The organism is Dactylosporangium sp. NPDC049742, from assembly GCF_040674675.1.
GTDB lineage: Bacteria > Actinomycetota > Actinomycetes > Mycobacteriales > Micromonosporaceae > Dactylosporangium > Dactylosporangium maewongense.
The window spans coordinates 11,424-27,637 of the sequence record NZ_JBFANF010000051.1; the positions used below are offsets into that span (position 1 = coordinate 11,424).

Consider the following 16,214-nt stretch of genomic DNA (forward strand, 5'->3'; position numbering starts at 1 on the left):
GGCCCGAGCCGCTTCGCTGGCCGCTCATGCGGCACCGCCGTCGTTCTTCGGCGGGAACAGGCCGTCCGGGGTGCCTTTGCCGTCCCAGTTGAGCAGGTTCACCCGGGTCTCCTTGTCCGAGGGCGCGGCGGCGGTGTCGGCGGTCTGCCGGTTGCGCAGCATGTGGAAGTTCTCGATCGCGATCGGTGCCGGCGTGCCGGACGACTCGCCGAACGGCCCGTCCTCCAGGCTGCATTCGGTGCCGAGCCGTTCGAGCCGGTGCGCGTCGTCGATCAGCTCGGGGTGGGCGGCCGGGATGACGTACCGCTCCTCGTACTTGGCGATCGCCAGCAGGCGGTACATGTCGTCCATCTGCGTGCCGGTCATGCCGACGGTGGCCGCGATCGACTCGTCGCGCTCCTCGCCGAGGTTGATCCGCCGCTGGTAGGCGCGCATCGCGGCGAGCCGGCGCAGCACGGCGGTGACCGGTGCGGGGTCGCCGGCGGTGAACAGCCCGGCGAGGTAGTCGACGGGGATGCGCAGCGCGTCGACGGCGCCGAACAGGTTCCCGACCTCCTCGCCGTCGTGGCCGGTCCCGGTGAGCGCGTCGACGACCGGCGACAGCGGCGGGATGTACCAGACCATCGGCATGGTGCGGTACTCCGGGTGCAGCGGCAGCGCCACCTCGTACTTCATGATGAGGTCCCAGATCGGGGAGCGTTGCGCCGCGGCGATCCAGTCCTCGGGGATGCCGGCGGCGCGGGCCGCGGCGGCGACCTGCGGGTCGTTCGGGTCCAGGAACACCGACCGTTGCGCGGCGTAGAGCTCGCGCTCGTCCTTGACGGCGGCGGCCTTGCCGACCCGGTCCGCGTCGTACAGCATCAGGCCGATGTAGCGCAGCCGCCCGACGCACGTCTCGGAGCAGATGGTCGGCTGGCCGATCTCGATCCGCGGGAAGCAGAACGTGCACTTCTCGGCCTTGCCGGTGCGGTGGTTGAAGTAGACCTTCTTGTACGGGCAGCCGGTGACGCACATCCGCCAGCCGCGGCACCGGTCCTGGTCGACGAGCACGATGCCGTCCTCGGCCCGCTTGTAGATCGCGCCGGACGGGCACGACGCGGCGCACGACGGGTTGAGGCAGTGCTCGCAGATGCGCGGCAGGAAGAACAGGAACGCCTTCTCGTACTCCTGGCGGACCTGGTCGGACAGCTGCGCGAGGATCGGGTCGCCGGCGGCGATCTCGTTGCCGCCGGCGAGGGAGTCGTCCCAGTTCGCCGACCAGGTGACCTTCGTGTCCCGGCCGGTGAGCAGCGACTTGGGGCGGGCGACGGGGGTGTCGTCGCCGGCGGGCGCGGTGAGCAGGTGCTCGTAGTCGTAGGTCCACGGCTCGTAGTAGTCCTGCATGGACGGCAGCTTCGGGTTGGCGAAGATGCTGAGCAGCTTCTTCACCCGGCCGCCGGCGCGCGGCTTGAGCCGCCCGGTCCTGGTGCGGGTCCAGCCGCCTTCCCAGCGCTGCTGGTTCTCGTACGTGCGCGGGTACCCCTGGCCGGGGCGGGACTCGACGTTGTTGAACCACACGTACTCGACGCCGGACCGGTTGGTCCACGCCTGCTTGCAGGTGACGGAGCAGGTGTGGCAGCCGATGCACTTGTCGAGGTTCATCACCATCGCCATCTGGGCCATGATGCGCATCAGTACTCGACCTCCTGGGACCGGCGGCGGATGACGGTGACCTCGTCGCGCTGGTTCCCGGTGGGGCCGAGGTAGTTGAACGCGAACGACAGCTGCGCGTAGCCGCCGATGATGTGGCTCGGTTTGATCAGCAGCCGGGTGAGCGAGTTGTGGATGCCGCCGCGGCGGCCGTTCGTCTCGGCCTTCGGCACGTCGATGACGCGTTCCTGGGCGTGGTACATGTACACGGTGCCCTCGGGCATCTTGTGCGTGACGACGGCACGGCAGACGACGACGCCGTTGCGGTTGACCGCTTCGATCCACTCGTTGTCGGTGACGCCGATCTTCGCGGCGTCGGCCTCCGACATCCACATCGTGGGCCCGCCGCGCGACAGCGTGAGCATGATGAGGTTGTCCTGGTACTCGGAGTGGATCGACCACTTCGAGTGCGGGGTCAGGTAGCGCACGGTCAGCTCCAGCTCCCCGTTGCGCCCGAGCCGCGGCTCGCCGAAGAGCTTGTGCATGTCCAGCGGCGGGCGGAAGACCGGCAGTTCCTCGCCGAGCTCCTGCATCCAGTCGTGGTCGAGGTAGAAGTGCTGCCGGCCGGTGAGCGTGTGCCAGGGTTTGCGGCGTTCGACGTTGATGGTGAAGGGCGAGTAGCGCCGCCCGCCGTGCTCGCTGCCGGACCATTCGGGGCTGGTGATCACCGGTACCGGCCGGGACTGCGCGTCGGCGAACCGGATCTGCTTGCCCTCGTGCTCGCGGGCGAGGTCCGCGAGGCGTTGCCCGGTGCGCCGCTCGAGGAACTCGAACCCTTCGGTGGCGACGCGGCCGTTGGTGGTGCCGGACAGGGCGAGGATCGCCTCGCACGCGCGGATGTCGGTGTCGAGGCGCGGGCGGCCGTCGGCGACGCCGCCACGGACGGTGCCGTTGATCTTCTTCAGGAACTCGATCTCGGGTTTCACGTCGACGGTGACGGCCTTGGTGGTGGTGCCGAGCCGGTCCAGCAGCGGTCCGAGCGAGGCCATCTTGTCGGCGACCGCGCCGTAGTCACGTTCGACGACGATGAACTTCGGCATCGTGCGGCCCGGCACGGCGGCGGTCTCGCCGGCCTTCCAGTCCCGCACGATCCCGCCGGGGGTGGCGAGCGCGTCGGGCGTGTCGTGCTGCAGGGGCGCGGCGACGATGTCCTTGCGGACGCCGAGGTGCGGGCCGGCGAGGTCGGAGAACGCCTTCGCGATGCCGTGGAACGCGGTGAAGTCCGTCCTGGTCTGCCACGGCGGGTTGATCGCCGGCGTGAACGCGTGGATGAACGGGTGCATGTCGGTGGTGTTGAGGTCGTGCTTCTCGTACCAGGTGGCGGCGGGCAGCACGACGTCGGAGAACAGGGTGGTCGACGTCATCCGGAAGTCCAGCGACAGCAGCAGGTCGAGCTTGCCTTCGGGCGCCTCGTCGTGCCAGACGACGTCCCGTGGCCGCTTCTCCGGCGGCGCCTCGGCGGCCCGCAGCGACGCGTCGGTGCCGAGGAGGTGCCGCAGGAAGTACTCGTTGCCCTTCGCCGACGAGCCGAGGAGGTTGGCCCGCCAGACGGTGAGGACGCGGGGCCAGTTCTGCGGCGCGTCGGGGTCGGCACCGGCGAACCCGAGCCGGCCGTCGACGAGCTCCTGGGCGACGTGCGCGGCCGGGTTCTCCGGGTTCGCGGCGAGGGCCTCGTCGGCCACGTCGAGGGGGTTGCGGTCGAAGTTCGGCATCGACGGCATCCAGCCGAGCCGCGCGGACTGGGCGAGGAGGTCGGCGGTGTGCCGGCCGGCGAACGCGCCCTTCGCGAGGGGTGAGGTGAGCACGTCGGCGGTGTACTGGTCGTAGCGCCACTGGTCGGTGTGCAGGTACCAGAACGCGGTGCCGATCATCTGCCGCGGCGGCCGGGACCAGTCCAGGCCGAACGCCAGGTGCGCCCAGCCGGTGACGGGCCGGCACTTCTCCTGCCCGACGTAGTGCGCCCAGCCCCCGCCGTTCACCCCCTGGCAGCCGGTGAGCGTCGTCAGCGTCAGCATCGCCCGGTACGTGGCGTCGGAGTGGAACCAGTGGTTGGTGCCGGCGCCCATGAGGATCATCGACCGGCCGCCGGAGCGTTCGGCGTTGTCGGCGAACTCCCGCGCGATCCTCGCGACCTGCGCGGCCGGCACGCCGGTGATCGGCTCCTGCCACGCCGGGGTGTACGGCTCGGACGGGTCGTCGTAGCCGGCCGGCCACTGCCCGGGCAGTCCGGGGCGGGCCACGCCGTACTGGGCGAGCATCAGGTCGTACACGGTGGTGACGAGCCGGCCGCCGACGGTCGCGGTCGGCACGCCGCGGCGCAGCAGCTCGGGTGTGTCGTTGTCGAAGCGGGGCAGCACGACCTCGACGGCGTCGCCGCCCTCGCAGCTCAGCCTGGGCGTGATCGCGCCGAGGTCGAGGTTCCACCGGCCGACGCCGGCGTCGCTGAACCGGTGGCCGAGCGATCCGTTCGGCACGGCCGGCGCGCCGGTCGTGGTGTCCCACAGCGCCGGGCGGAACGCGGCCTCGGGGTCGGTCTCCCCGAGGTCGGCGGCGGTGACGAACTTCCCGGGCCGGTAACCCTGCTCGCACGGCTCCAGGGCGACCAGGTACGGCAGGTCGGTGTACCGGCTGACGTAGTCGGCGAACCGGGGGACGGTCCGGTCGACGAAGCACTCCTTGAGCACGACGTGCCCCATCGCCATGGCGAGGGCGCCGTCGGTGCCGGGCTGGGCGGGCATCCACTCGTCGGCGAACTTCACGTTGTCCGCGTAGTCCGGGGACACGACGACGACCTTCTGCCCGCGGTAGCGGGCCTCGGCCATCCAGTGCGCGTCGGGGGTGCGGGTGACCGGGACGTTGGAGCCCCACATCATCAGGTAGGACGCGTCCCACCAGTCGCCGGACTCGGGCACGTCGGTCTGGTCGCCGAACATCTGCGGCGACGCGACGGGCAGGTCGGCGTACCAGTCGTAGAACGACAGCATCGTGCCGCCGATCAGCGACAGGAACCGCGCCCCGACCGCGTGCGACACCATCGACATCGCGGGGATCGGGGAGAACCCGGCGACGCGGTCCGGCCCGTACTGCTTGATGGCGTGCACGTGCGCGGCGGCGACGAGCTCCTGCGCCTCGTCCCACGAGACCCGCACGAGCCCGCCCTTGCCGCGCGCCCGCTGGTAGGCGCGGCGGCGCTGCGGGTCGGCCTGGATGTCGGCCCACGCCGCGACCGGGTCGCCGAGGCGGGCCTTCGCCTCCCGGTACATCTCGACCAGGATCCCGCGGGCGTACGGGTAGCGGACCCGGGTCGGCGAGTACGTGTACCAGGAGAACGCGGCGCCGCGCGGGCAGCCGCGGGGCTCGTACTCCGGCCGGTCCGCGCCGACGCTCGGGTAGTCGGTCTGCTGCTGCTCCCAGGTGATGATGCCGTCCTTGACGTACACCTTCCAGGAGCACGAGCCGGTGCAGTTGACGCCGTGCGTGGAGCGGACGACCTTGTCGTAGGACCACCGGTCCCGGTAGAAGCTGTCCGCCTCCCGCCCGCCGATCTGGTGCAGCGTCCGCCCGTCGGTGGAGACCTCCGCCCGGCGCACCAGCCCGCCGACGCCCAGCAGCGCCCTGCCCGCTTTTTCGGTCGCGCTCGTCATCGCACCGTTCCTCCGTATATGACCTTGAGAATCAGATTCGTCCTATTCATGCCGTGAGGCAAGCCGAACGCGTGATCCCGTGCCATCTGATCGCACCGCAATCCCGGGCAACCGTGCCGAAGGTCCCGAGTTGATCGGGACCATCAGACCGAAGCGGGCGCGGGACCGCCGCCCCGGCGGACGGGGCGCTGCCTCCTGCTACCCGGCCGGGTCCGGGCCACACCCGGCGAACGGTCACCGGCCAGGCGCAGCAGCGGCCTGCGCGGGGGCGGCGGCGGCCTCGAACAGCGGCGTGCTCAGGTACCGCTCGCCGGTGTCGGGCAGGATGACCACGACCGTGCCGCCGGCGAGCTCCGGGCGCCGGGCCACCGTGTGCGCCGCGTGCAGCGCGGCGCCGCCGGACACCCCGACCAGCACGCCCTCGGTCCGGGCGAGCCGGCGGGCGGCGGCGCGGGCCCGCTCGACGTCGACCCGCAGCACCTCGTCGTAGACGTCCGGGTCGAGCACGCCGGGCACGAAGCCGGCGCCGATGCCCTGGATCCCGTGCGGCCCCGCGGTCCCGCCGGACAGCACCGGGGACTCGGCCGGCTCCACGGCGACCACCCGCAGCCCGGGGCGCCTGCCCTTGAGCACCTGACCGACGCCGGTGATCGTCCCGCCGGTGCCGACACCGGCGACGACGGCGTCGAGGTCGCCGCCGGTGTCGTCCCAGATCTCCAGCGCGGTGGTGCGGCGGTGCGCCTCGGCGTTCGCGGGGTTGTCGAACTGCCCGGGCAGGAACGCCCGCTGCTCGGCGGCGAGCCGCTCGGCCCGCCGGACGGCGCCGGGCATGCCCTCCGCGGCCGGGGTCAGCACCAGCCGCGCGCCGTAGGCGGCGAGGAGCGTGCGCCGCTCGACGCTCATGCTCTCCGGCATGCACAGCGTCAGCCGGTAGCCCCTGGCGGCGGCGACCACGGCGAGCCCGATCCCCGTGTTTCCGCTGGTCGCTTCGACGATCGACGCGCCGGGTGCCAGTACACCGGCCGCCTCCGCAGCCTCGATCATCGCCACGGCGATGCGGTCCTTGACGCTGCCGCCAGGGTTGGCGGACTCCAGCTTGGCGACCAGCCGGGTCGGCAGTCCTGCGCCGAAACGGGCGAGGTGGACCATCGGCGTGCGGCCGACCAGCGCGGTGACGTCCGGGTAGATCATGGGCTCTCCCGCAGGGGCTCGGAGGTGGGTGATCGCAGCCGGGTGCCCGCGGGCACGTCGCTGACGACCAGGCAGTGGGCGCCGACGCTGACGTCGTCGCCGATACGGACCGGGCCGAGGACGGTGGCGCCGACGCCGAGCACGACCCGGTCGCCGACGCTCGGATGGCGGGCGCTGCCCTTGTCGTCGGCCCACCAGCCGCGGCCGCCGAGCGTGACCCGGTGGAACATCGTCACGTCGTCGCCGACGCGGGCGGTCTCCCCGATGACCACGCCGGCGCCGTGGTCGATGAACAGGCGCCGGCCGATCCGCGCGCCCGGGTGGATCTCCACGCCGGTCAGCAGCCTGGCGAGCTGGGAGATCGCGCGGGGCAGCAGCGGCAGCCCACGGCGGTGCAGCCAGTGGCTCAGCCGGTGCGTCCACACCGCCCACAACCCGGGGTAGAGCAGCACCTCCAGGACCCGGACGCCGTACAGCGCGGGGTCGCGGCGGATCGCCGCACGGATGTCGTCGAGCACGTCGGTCTTCCTTCGCGAACGGCCGGCCAGGGACACCTCAGGCCGGGCGACACCACCCGCGCCACCCGCTCGATCCGCTCATGCCCTGGACGGTACGGCGGAGAATCCGCGCCGTTCAGGGCCGAACGTCCCGGCTGCACCCGGACGCCCGGCCCGGCGCCACGAACGTTCGCCGAGTCCTGACCGCGCTCGGCGCGTGGAAACTCTATCTATGTGATTTGCGGTTTACTTGTGTAGTGTCTGAGCAGCCATTCATAGGTTTCACTACCGTGACTATCCGGTCGCGGGCCGCCATACGGCCGGCCGCGCGATCACCGGCGCCGCCCCGCGCGGCGCCCGGAAGGCTGGAGGCGACATGAGCATCTACGACACCATCGGCGGAGCGGCGGCGGTCCAGGCCGCCGTCGAGCAGTTCTACTCCCGGGTCCTCGCGGATCCCCGCCTCCAGGGCTTCTTCACCGACGTCGACGTCCAGCGGCTCAAGACGCACCAGCGGGCGTTCATCACCGCGGCGCTCGGCGGCCCGCAGATCTTCGCCGGCCGCGACATGGCCGCCGCGCACGCCGGGCTGGGCATCACCGACGCCGACTTCGACGCGGTCGTGGCCCACCTGGCCGGCACGCTGACCGACCTCGGCGTGGCCGACGACCAGGTGGGCCAGATCGGCGCCACGCTGGCCCCGCTGCGTGGGCAGATCGTCACGACGACGGACTCGGCCGTCGCTTCCTAGCGGATCCCGCCGCTCAACCCCCGGGCCGGGTGCCGTGTCGGTGGCAGTCCGGCCCTGATCATGTGCCGAGACCCGTCAGGCGGGGACCGGCGTGCGATGCAGCCGGATCTGCCAGGTGTCCGGACCGGACTGCAGCCACTCGGTGGCGAACCGCCCGGCGTAGCGCTGGTCGATCTCGGCCAGCAGGGGCCGCGGGGCGTGCGGGGCGATCAGGACGAGGGCGCCGTCCTCGGGCAGCGCGTCCAGCGCGTCGAGGACCCGGCCGTGGCGCTCGCCGTGCGGCAGGTCGCGGACGTCGAGGCGCGAGTCGATGGACAGCAGCGGCGCGTCACCGGCGCTGCCGGCGGCATCCCCGCCGCAGCCGCAGCTGCCGCCGCACCCCTGCCCCGCGGTGCCGCCGATCAGGTCGTGCATGCCGTCGAGCAGCCCGGCGAGGTCCACGTCCGGGGCGTTGACCAGCAGCGGCAGGACGAGCTCGTTCTCCTTGGCGAGGTGGCCGGTGAAGACCGCCAGGAGGGCTCGGGCCGCACCGGCCGCGGCGACCGGGGATGCGGCCTCCTCCAGCTCGGCGACCAGGGCCGCGATCGCGCGGTGCTCGCCGAGCATCCCCTCGACCAGCAGGCCGCCGCCGGGCAGTCCGGCGGCCACCGGGTACAGCGACGCCTCCTCGGCGTACGCGTGCGGCAGCAGCTCCGCGTGCAGCCACGCCGCGAGGTCCTCGCGGTGCCGCCCCACCCTGCCGGCCTCGGCCGCCTCCAGCACCTTCGCGACGAGGCCGGTCAGGGTCGCCGCGAGCTCGCCGTGGTGGCTGACGACCGCACGTGCGGCGGCGACGTTCTGTGACATGGAACCCTCCACTGGTTTTGAGGTCGTTTGACGTTATAACGTTAAGCACCATGGAAACCCCTTCGGTAGGGCCTTCCGGCGAGACGATCGACACGCCGCAGCACCGGGCGCTCGGCTCGGCCAGCCGGGTGTCGATCCTGCAGCTGGTCCGCGCCGCCGGCGGCGGCCTCACCGCCGCGGACGTCGTCGCCGAGACCGGCCTGCACCTGTCCACGGTCCGGGCCCACCTCGACCGGCTCGCCGAGACCGGGCTGCTGGTCAAGGCCCGCGCCAGCGGCGGGCAGCCGGGCCGGCCCGCCTGGCGCTACCGGGCCGCGACCGCCGACCCCGCGCCCGCCCCGGCCGCCTACCGGGTCCTCGCCGCCGCGCTGCTGGACCACCTGTCCAAGGCCGGCGGCGACACGCGGGAGGCCGCGGCCCAGGCGGGCGAGGGCTGGGGGCGGCAGCTGGCCGCCGCGGCCCGCGAGCACGCCGACCCGGTCGACACGGTCGTGGAGGTGTTCGACGGCCTCGGGTTCGGGCCGCAACGGGTGCCGGCCGAGCCGGGCACGATCCACCTGCACACCTGCCCGTTCCTGGAGCTCGTCGGGCAGAACCCCGACGCGATGTGCGGCCTGCACCTCGGGGTCGTCCGCGGCATCCTGGAGCAGCGGGGCGGGGCCGGCGGCGGCACGGTGCTGGAGCCGTTCGGCGCGCCCGCGGCCTGCGTCGTGCGCGTGCCGTCGTGAACCCGCGGGTGCCGCTGCTCGCCGCCGGAGGTGGTGCGCTGCTGGCCGGCCTGTACGGCGGGCTGCTCCTGCTCGGCACGCCCGTCCCGGCGTCGGCGCTGCCCCTCGAGGCGGTGCACGGGCCGCTGATGGTCCTCGGCTTCGCCGGCACGCTCATCGCCCTGGAGCGGGCGGTCGCGCTGGGCGCCCGGTGGGCGCTGCTGGCGCCGGCCTGCTCCGGGCTCGGCGGCCTCACGCTGCTCGTGACCGGTCCGGGCCTGGCCGGCAAGGTCCTGCTGATGACCGCCTCGGTGGTCCTGCTCGGCGTGTACCGCGCGCTGTGGCGCCGCCAGCCGGAGCCCGCGCTGCTCGCCCAGGCGGCGGGGGCGTTCGCCTGGTACGCGGCGACCCTGCTGTGGCTGGCCGGCTTCACCGTCGCCGAGATCGTGCCGTGGCTGACCGTGTTCGTCGTCGCGACCATCGCCGGCGAGCGCCTGGAGCTGGCCCGCGTCGCCCTCTTCGAGAACCACGCCGAGCGCTGGTTCCTCGCCGCGCTGGCCGCCCTGTTCGCCGGTGCCACCGCCGCCACGGTCCGGCCCGCCGGCGGCACGCAGCTGTTCGGCGCGGCGCTGCTGGGCGTCGTGGCGTGGCTGCTCGGGTACGACGTGGCCCGCCGCACCGTCCGCGCCACCGGGCTGCCCCGGTTCATCGCCGTGGGGCTGCTCGCCGGCTACGCCTGGCTGGCCGTCGCCGGGGTGCTGTGGGCCGGCGCGGGCGCCACCGGCGGCGGCGCCCGCTACGACGCCACCGTGCACGCCGTGTTCCTCGGCTTCGTCATGTCGATGATCTTCGTGCACGCCCCGGTGATCCTGCCGGCCGTCCTGCGCGTGCCACTGCCGTTCCACCCGCTGCTGTACGCGCCCCTGGCCCTGCTGCACGCCTCGCTGCTGGTCCGCGTCGTCCTCGGCGACGCCTTCGGCGCGGCGGCGGTGTGGCGCTGGTCCGGCGTCGCCAACGTCGCGGCGGTGCTCGGCTTCGCCGCGTGCGCGGCCCTCTCCCGCCGCGCCCACCGCCGGCCGCCGGTCGCCCGAGCGGCACTCACATGACCGCCGTCGCCGTGGGCGCGGACGCCGCACCGACCGGGCGGGCGGCGTGGCACCGCCGGGTGGCGGCGCTGCCGCTGCTCTACCTGGCCGGGATCGCCGTGGTCGGGGTGGTGCACCCGTTCCTGCCGGGCTGGCGCTGGCTGGTCATCCACCTGCTGCTGCTCGGCGCGGTCACCAACGCCGTCGTGGTGTGGAGCGCCCACTTCACCGCCGCGGTCCTGCGCATCCCCGCCCCGCCGCGCCGCCGCGCCGAGGCGGTCCGGCTCGCCGTGCTCAACGCGGGCGTCGTCGCGGTGCTCGCCGGTGGCGTCGCGGACCTGCCGTGGGTCGGCGTCGCCGGGGCCGGGGCCGTCTTCGCCGCGGTCGCCGCGCACCTCGCCTGGCTCGCGCGGCAGGTGCGGACCGCGCTGCCGGCCCGGTTCGCCGTCACCGCCCACTACTACCTCGCCGCGTCCGTCGCCCTGCTCACCGGCATCCCCGCCGGCGCCTGGATGCTGGTGGTCGACGACGGCGCGCGGCCGCGGCTGCTGCTGTTCCACGCGCACGTGAACCTGCTCGGCTGGGTCACGCTGACCGTCCTGGGCACGCTGCTCACGCTGTGGCCGACGGTGCTGCGCACCCGCATGGCCGACGGCGCCGCCCGGGCCGCCCGCACCGCGCTGCCCACGGCGGCGACCGGCCTGGCGCTGCTCGCGGCCGGGGTGCTCGCCTGGTGGCCGGTCCTCGCGGCCGGCGGGCTCGCCGTCTTCGCCGCCGCCGTCCTGATCACCGCCGCCCCCGCGGTACACACCGCCGGGCAGCGCCCACCGGCGTCGTTCGCCACCTGGTCGATCGCCGCCGCGGGCGGATGGCTGCTCGTCGCGCTCGGCGTCGACGCGTGGACCCTGCTGTCGTCCGCCACCCCGGCCGCCGCGGCGGACCGCTTCGGCGCCGTCCTCGTCCCGCTGCTCGCCGGCTTCGCCGCGCAGGTCCTCATCGGCGCGCTGACCTACCTGCTGCCGGTCGTCCTCGGTGGCGGCCCGGCGCTCGTACGGCAGCGGACGGCGCGGCTCGAACGGCACTGGCCGCAGCGGGTCGCCATGGGCAACGCGGCGCTCGCCGTGTTCCTGCTGCCGGTCGGCGCGTACGTCCACATCACCACGTCACTGCTGGTCCTCGTCGCGCTGCTGCAGTTCCTCGGACCGGCGGCACGTGTCCTGCTCACCGCCCGGAGGTAACGATGCCCGCAGAGCACGCCCGCCCGCTCGGTGGCGTCGCCGCCGGCCTGGCGCTGGTCGTCCTCGCCACCCTCGTCGGCGTCGCGGCGCAGCGGGTCGCGGGCGCCGGCACCACGCCCGCGGCGGCCGGCGACGTGACGCCGACCGGGCACACCACCACCGTCACCGTGACCACCGAGGACATGCGCTTCCACCCCGACCACATCTCGGTCCCCGCCGGCGACCGGCTCGTCGTCGAGCTCGCCAACCACGACCGCCGCCGCCACGACCTCGTCCTGGACACCGGCGCGAAGACCGGCACCGTCGCCGCCGGCGGCACCGCCCGCCTCGACGCCGGCGTCATCGGGGGCACCGTCGAGGGATGGTGCTCGCTCCCGGGCCACCGGCAGGCGGGCATGACCCTCACGATCACCGTCGCCGGCACCCACGACCACCCGACCGCCCCCGCGGAGTTCACGGCACGGGATGCCACGGCGCCGCCCGTACCCCCGGAACGCGTCCACAAGGTGGAGCTGCGGGTGCGGGAGGACGCGCGGCAGCACCTGTGGACGTTCAACGGCACCGCCCCGGGACCGACGCTGCGCGGCCGGGTCGGCGACACGTTCGAGATCACGCTCATCAACGACGGCACCATCGACCACGGTGTCGACTTCCACGCCGGCGCGCTCGCCCCGGACGAGCCGATGCGCCCCATCGACCCCGGCGAACGGCTCACCTACACGTTCACCGCGACCCGTGCCGGCATCTGGATGTACCACTGCTCGACGATGCCGATGCTGCTGCACATCGGCAACGGCATGTACGGCGCCGTCATCATCGACCCGCCCGACCTGGCACCGGTCGACCACGAGTTCGTCCTCGTGCAGTCCGAGCTGTACCTCGGCGGCGACCTGGCGAAGATGCAGGCGGACCAGCCGGACGCGGTCGTGTTCAACGGCCACGCCGACCAGTACACCCACCGGCCGCTGCAAACCCGTGCGGGCCAACGGATCCGGGTCTGGGTCCTCGACGCCGGCCCGAGCCGCGGCAGCGCGTTCCACATCGTCGGCGCCCAGTTCGACACCGTCTACCGCGAAGGGCAGTGGCTGCTGCGGCCCGGCGACCCCGGCGGCGCGCAGGTCCTGGACCTGTCCCCGGCGGCCGGCGGCTTCGTCGAGACCACCCTCGCCGCGGCCGGCCACTACCCGTTCGTCACGCACGCCATGGTCGACGCCGAACGCGGCGCCCGCGGCATCATCGAGGTCTCGTGAGCAGGAACCGGTTCGTGCCGCCGCAGCACGGCGCGTGGGCGATGCTCCTGCTCCCCTGGCTCGCCGGTGTGCTCACGGCAGGCTTCCGCTGGCCGCACCTGCCGCTGCTGGTGGCGTGGCTGGCCGCCTACCTGTTCAGCTACTACTTCCTGCAGGCGGTCAAGACCCGCCGCCTCGCCCGGGTCCGCGCGCAGCTGCTTCTCTACGGCCCGGTCGCGGCCGGGTCCGGTGCGCTCGTGCTGCTCGTGCGGCCGCAGCTGCTCTGGTACGGGCCGGCGTTCGCCGCCCTGTTCGCGGTCAACGTCGCCTACGCCCGCCGCCGTGACGAACGCGCGCTCGTCAACGACCTCGCGTCGGTCGTGCAGAGCTGCCTGATGGTCTTCGTCTGCGCCACCGTCGCCGGCCGTCCCCTGGCGGATGCCGTGCCGGTGTTCGCGGCCGTGACCGCCTACTTCACCGGCACGGTGCTCTACGTCAAGACGATGATCCGCGAACGCGACAGCGTCGGCTACTACCGCGCGTCGGTGCTGTTCCACGTCGCCGCGCTCGGGGCGGCCTGGTGGGTCGGCGTGCCGGTGCTGGTCGTGTTCGCCCTTCTGCTGGCCCGCCTGACCCCGAAGCAGGTCGGCCTGATCGAGATCGCCGCCACCGTCCTGCTGCTGGTCGTCGTGCCGGTCGCGGGGTGAACCGCTCGCGGCTCAGGCTCCCGCGCCGGCCGGCACCTCGTCGTGGAGCTCGTAGCCGGTGACGAGGTCGCAGTCGATGGCGATGACGCAGTTCATCTCCTCGTCCACCCAGGGGTGCAGGAGCCGCTCGTAGCGGGCCTGGCGGGCCGGGTCGAGGACGAGCCTGGCGGTGCCGGTGACGACCACCGTCCAGCCGGTGTGGGTGTCCGGGTCGAGGACGTCCGCCTCGTACGCCACGACGACCCCACCGCCCTGGGTGGCCGCGGAGGCCAGGGCACCGCCCAGGTTGCTGCGGATCAGGACGGAGTCGCCGTCGACGAGGTGGTTGACCGGCCGGATCGCCGGGAGCGCACGCATGCTGAAGACCACCCGGCCGACCGGCACCGACGCCAGCAGCTCCAGGCAGCGGTCACGGCCCAGGGCCCGCATCGACACCATCCCTGAACTGTTCCCCTGCCGTCCCGCCCCGGCCAGGGCCGTTGGACCCGTGCCCGGCGGGACCTTCTCCCCTGTGCGTCACCGCCCGCCGGCCCTGCTGCACACCCCCGGCCCGCGCCTAGCGTGATCCGCGGAGCCCACGTGACCCGCTCTCAGTTCACGTGCTCCGCGGAGCGACACAGAGGAGCACGGCATGCGAACAGTGACCGAACCGGAGCTCGCACGGATCCTGGGCGCGCTGCCGGGCATCCCGCGGATCGTCGCCAGCGGCAACTACGCCGCCCCGCGCCGCCTGCTGTCCGTCGCCGACGCGGCCCTCGCGGAGTTCCGGCTGTTCATGCTCAACGCCCAGCCCGGCCTGCCGGACCGCGACGGCGTCGTCTACGAGTCCGCGTTCGTCGGGCCGGGGATGCGCGCCCACCCCCGGCTGCACTACTTCCCGTGCCGGCTGTCGCTGGTGCCGCACCTGTTCCGGCAGCGGCTCGCGCCCGACGTGGTGCTGCTGCACACCTCACTGCCGGTCGGCGGTGCGGTCAGCCTCGGCGTCGAGGTCAACGTCCTGCCGGCCGCGATCGAGTCCGCCCGCGCCCGCGGCGGCATCGTCGTCGCGCAGGCGAACCCCGCGATGCCCTTCACCCACGGCGACGCGCTCGTGCCCCTCGACGCGGTGGACTACCTCCTCGAGGTCGACGAGCCGCTCGCCACGCACGCGGTCGTGGCGCCCGACGCGGTGTCGGCGGCCATCGGGGAGCGGGTGGCCGCGCTCGTGCCGGCGGACGCGACGCTGCAGCTCGGCATCGGCGCCATCCCGGACGCGACGCTCGACGCCCTGCTCGGCCGGCGCGGGCTGCGGATCTGGTCGGAGATGTTCAGCGACGGCGCCCTCGCCCTGGAGAAGGCGGGCTGCCTCGACCGGGACACGCCGATCACCGCCTCCTTCTGCTTCGGTTCGGCCGAGTTGTACGACTGGGTCGACGCCAACCCACGTATCCGCATGCTGCGCACCGAGAAGACGAACAACCCGGGCACGATCGCCGCGCACCCCAACCTCATGAGCGTCAACAGCGCGCTGCAGGTCGACCTGTTCGCGCAGGCCAACGCCACCCGGGTCGGCAACCGTACGCACTCCGGCTTCGGCGGCCAGACCGACTTCATCGTCGGCGCCATGCACTCCCCCGGCGGCCACGCCGTCATCGCGCTGCGCTCCTGGCACCCGAAGGCCGACGTGTCCTCGGTGGTGCCGCTGGTGTCCGGCCCGGTCACCTCGTTCCAGCACAGCTACATCGTCACCGAGCAGGGCACCGCCACGATCTGGGGGCGCGACTCGGTCGAGCAGGCCCAGGAGATCGTCGACCGGGCCGCGCACCCGTCCATCCGCGACGAGCTCCGCGCCGCCGGCCGGACGTTCGGGCTACCCCTTCGCTGACGAACGGGACCAACGGCCCGCACCCGCCGACCCACATGCCTCTGCCACGTCCACACGCCCCGGTCGACGCTGATCTCATGGACACCACACTCACGGGCACCGCGAGCATCGTGGTCGGCCACGACGGTTCGCAGGCGTCACGGCAGGCGGTGGACTGGGCCGCCGACGAGGCGGAGCGCACCGGCGCGTCGCTGCGGATCGTCCACGCCTACCAGCTCGGCTGGCCGGCGGGCACCTCCTACCGCCCGACGGCCCAGGAGGCGGACGAGGCCCGGGGCCGCGCCGAGGAGCTCGTGGTCGGCAGCCGCGGCCACGGCGGCTTCACGGGCCTCCTGCTGGGCTCCGTCGGCCAGCAGCTCATGCACCACGCCGGGTGCCCGGTCCTCATCGCCCACCGGCCCGCCTGAACCGACGTACACCTGAATGGAAGGGATGAGTCCGGTGGTGGCAGTCATGCTCGTGGCCACGTTCATCGCCGCCGTCTACATCGCGCTGATCGCCCTGCACGTCCAGGCCATCCACGGCGACCCGCCGGGCACCGACCGGCGCCGGCCACGGATCGCGACCTGGCTCGCCACCCGTGAGGAACGCCGCCGCGGCCGCGCCGAGAGCGACGCGGCCCAGGGCCTGATGTCCGGCTCGCTGGACCGGGCTTCGTACCGGGCGGCCATGGCAGCCATGGCGGCCCAGGACGCGGCCGAGCACCCCGTCGAGATACCGAACCCCTGACGCGACGGCCGCCCGCTCAACGACCGGATCCGTCCCG

Annotated in this window: 15 protein-coding genes; 9 read left to right on the top strand and 6 right to left on the bottom strand. The window is 73.6% G+C overall.

Annotation, left to right across the window (positions count from 1 at the left end; translation table 11 throughout):
• Nucleotides 1-24: 24 nt before the first annotated feature.
• The 4 genes from narH to epsC form a co-directional block, all read right to left on the bottom strand.
• On the bottom strand, nucleotides 25-1,671 hold the full coding sequence (gene narH / locus AB0J72_RS42365; RefSeq protein WP_363410139.1) for a nitrate reductase subunit beta: 1,647 nt from the start codon (nucleotides 1,669-1,671) through the stop codon (nucleotides 25-27).
• Nucleotides 1,671-5,333, bottom strand: coding sequence for a nitrate reductase subunit alpha (locus AB0J72_RS42370; RefSeq protein ID WP_363410142.1), 3,663 nt, complete (start codon nucleotides 5,331-5,333; stop codon nucleotides 1,671-1,673). The genes narH and AB0J72_RS42370 overlap by 1 nt, the downstream gene beginning before the upstream one ends.
• Nucleotides 5,334-5,567: 234 nt before the next feature.
• Nucleotides 5,568-6,524 carry a cysteine synthase A gene (gene cysK, locus AB0J72_RS42375; RefSeq protein WP_363410145.1) on the bottom strand — a complete coding sequence of 319 codons (957 nt, stop codon included), beginning with the start codon at nucleotides 6,522-6,524 and terminating at the stop codon, nucleotides 5,568-5,570.
• Complete coding sequence (gene epsC / locus AB0J72_RS42380; protein ID WP_363410148.1) at nucleotides 6,521-7,042, bottom strand: serine O-acetyltransferase EpsC; 522 nt, start codon at nucleotides 7,040-7,042, stop codon at nucleotides 6,521-6,523. Before epsC ends, cysK begins: the two co-directional genes overlap by 4 nt.
• Before the next feature lie 355 nt (nucleotides 7,043-7,397).
• On the opposite strand from epsC, the gene AB0J72_RS42385 reads away from it, so the two are divergent.
• Entirely contained in the window at nucleotides 7,398-7,772 is a 375-nt protein-coding gene (locus tag AB0J72_RS42385) for a group 1 truncated hemoglobin (protein ID WP_363410151.1), read from the top strand.
• A gap of 75 nt (nucleotides 7,773-7,847) precedes the next feature.
• Here the strand turns inward: AB0J72_RS42385 and AB0J72_RS42390 are convergent, their stop codons facing one another.
• Nucleotides 7,848-8,618 (bottom strand): DUF2249 domain-containing protein, encoded by a 771-nt coding sequence (locus tag AB0J72_RS42390; RefSeq protein ID WP_363410154.1) that lies wholly within the window; start codon nucleotides 8,616-8,618, stop codon nucleotides 7,848-7,850.
• 50 nt (nucleotides 8,619-8,668) lie between these two features.
• Here AB0J72_RS42390 and AB0J72_RS42395 point away from each other — a divergent pair, with 50 nt between their 5' ends.
• Genes AB0J72_RS42395 through AB0J72_RS42415 form a run of 5 tightly spaced genes read left to right on the top strand, consistent with a single transcriptional unit; the run spans nucleotide 8,669 to nucleotide 13,584 of the window.
• Nucleotides 8,669-9,346 carry a helix-turn-helix domain-containing protein gene (locus AB0J72_RS42395; RefSeq protein ID WP_363410157.1) on the top strand — a complete coding sequence of 226 codons (678 nt, stop codon included), beginning with the start codon at nucleotides 8,669-8,671 and terminating at the stop codon, nucleotides 9,344-9,346.
• On the top strand, nucleotides 9,343-10,431 hold the full coding sequence (locus AB0J72_RS42400) for a hypothetical protein (protein WP_363410160.1): 1,089 nt from the start codon (nucleotides 9,343-9,345) through the stop codon (nucleotides 10,429-10,431). The genes AB0J72_RS42395 and AB0J72_RS42400 overlap by 4 nt, the downstream gene beginning before the upstream one ends.
• A complete protein-coding gene (locus AB0J72_RS42405) occupies nucleotides 10,428-11,648 on the top strand; it encodes a hypothetical protein (protein WP_363410163.1) in 1,221 nt (406 codons plus the stop codon). Before AB0J72_RS42400 ends, AB0J72_RS42405 begins: the two co-directional genes overlap by 4 nt.
• A 2-nt stretch (nucleotides 11,649-11,650) precedes the next feature.
• Nucleotides 11,651-12,898: a multicopper oxidase domain-containing protein gene (locus AB0J72_RS42410; protein WP_363410166.1), complete on the top strand. Its 1,248-nt coding sequence runs from the start codon at nucleotides 11,651-11,653 to the stop codon at nucleotides 12,896-12,898.
• Nucleotides 12,895-13,584 carry a YwiC-like family protein gene (locus tag AB0J72_RS42415; RefSeq protein ID WP_363410169.1) on the top strand — a complete coding sequence of 230 codons (690 nt, stop codon included), beginning with the start codon at nucleotides 12,895-12,897 and terminating at the stop codon, nucleotides 13,582-13,584. Before AB0J72_RS42410 ends, AB0J72_RS42415 begins: the two co-directional genes overlap by 4 nt.
• Before the next feature lie 12 nt (nucleotides 13,585-13,596).
• On the opposite strand, the gene AB0J72_RS42420 is transcribed toward AB0J72_RS42415, so the two are convergent.
• Nucleotides 13,597-14,022, bottom strand: a complete 426-nt coding sequence (locus AB0J72_RS42420) for a pyridoxamine 5'-phosphate oxidase family protein (protein ID WP_363410172.1) — start codon at nucleotides 14,020-14,022, stop codon at nucleotides 13,597-13,599.
• A gap of 193 nt (nucleotides 14,023-14,215) precedes the next feature.
• Between AB0J72_RS42420 and AB0J72_RS42425 the strand changes: the two genes are divergently transcribed.
• From AB0J72_RS42425 to AB0J72_RS42435, 3 genes are all read left to right on the top strand, one after another.
• Entirely contained in the window at nucleotides 14,216-15,448 is a 1,233-nt protein-coding gene (locus tag AB0J72_RS42425) for an acetyl-CoA hydrolase/transferase C-terminal domain-containing protein (RefSeq protein ID WP_363410175.1), read from the top strand.
• Between the two features lie 77 nt (nucleotides 15,449-15,525).
• Complete coding sequence (locus AB0J72_RS42430; RefSeq protein WP_363410178.1) at nucleotides 15,526-15,855, top strand: universal stress protein; 330 nt, start codon at nucleotides 15,526-15,528, stop codon at nucleotides 15,853-15,855.
• 34 nt (nucleotides 15,856-15,889) lie between these two features.
• Nucleotides 15,890-16,177, top strand: coding sequence for a hypothetical protein (locus AB0J72_RS42435; protein WP_363410181.1), 288 nt, complete (start codon nucleotides 15,890-15,892; stop codon nucleotides 16,175-16,177).
• Nucleotides 16,178-16,214: the final 37 nt, after the last annotated feature.

Coding starts and splice junctions, on each gene's coding strand:
- AB0J72_RS42405 (WP_363410163.1), top strand. CDS start 10,428: ATGACCGCCGTCGCCGTGGGCGCGGACGCCGCACCGACCGGGCGGGCG.
- AB0J72_RS42410 (WP_363410166.1), top strand. CDS start 11,651: ATGCCCGCAGAGCACGCCCGCCCGCTCGGTGGCGTCGCCGCCGGCCTG.
- cysK (WP_363410145.1), bottom strand. CDS start 6,524: ATGATCTACCCGGACGTCACCGCGCTGGTCGGCCGCACGCCGATGGTC.
- AB0J72_RS42430 (WP_363410178.1), top strand. CDS start 15,526: ATGGACACCACACTCACGGGCACCGCGAGCATCGTGGTCGGCCACGAC.
- AB0J72_RS42395 (WP_363410157.1), top strand. CDS start 8,669: ATGGAAACCCCTTCGGTAGGGCCTTCCGGCGAGACGATCGACACGCCG.
- AB0J72_RS42385 (WP_363410151.1), top strand. CDS start 7,398: ATGAGCATCTACGACACCATCGGCGGAGCGGCGGCGGTCCAGGCCGCC.
- AB0J72_RS42420 (WP_363410172.1), bottom strand. CDS start 14,022: ATGGTGTCGATGCGGGCCCTGGGCCGTGACCGCTGCCTGGAGCTGCTG.
- AB0J72_RS42425 (WP_363410175.1), top strand. CDS start 14,216: ATGCGAACAGTGACCGAACCGGAGCTCGCACGGATCCTGGGCGCGCTG.
- AB0J72_RS42370 (WP_363410142.1), bottom strand. CDS start 5,333: ATGACGAGCGCGACCGAAAAAGCGGGCAGGGCGCTGCTGGGCGTCGGC.
- narH (WP_363410139.1), bottom strand. CDS start 1,671: ATGCGCATCATGGCCCAGATGGCGATGGTGATGAACCTCGACAAGTGC.
- AB0J72_RS42390 (WP_363410154.1), bottom strand. CDS start 8,618: ATGTCACAGAACGTCGCCGCCGCACGTGCGGTCGTCAGCCACCACGGC.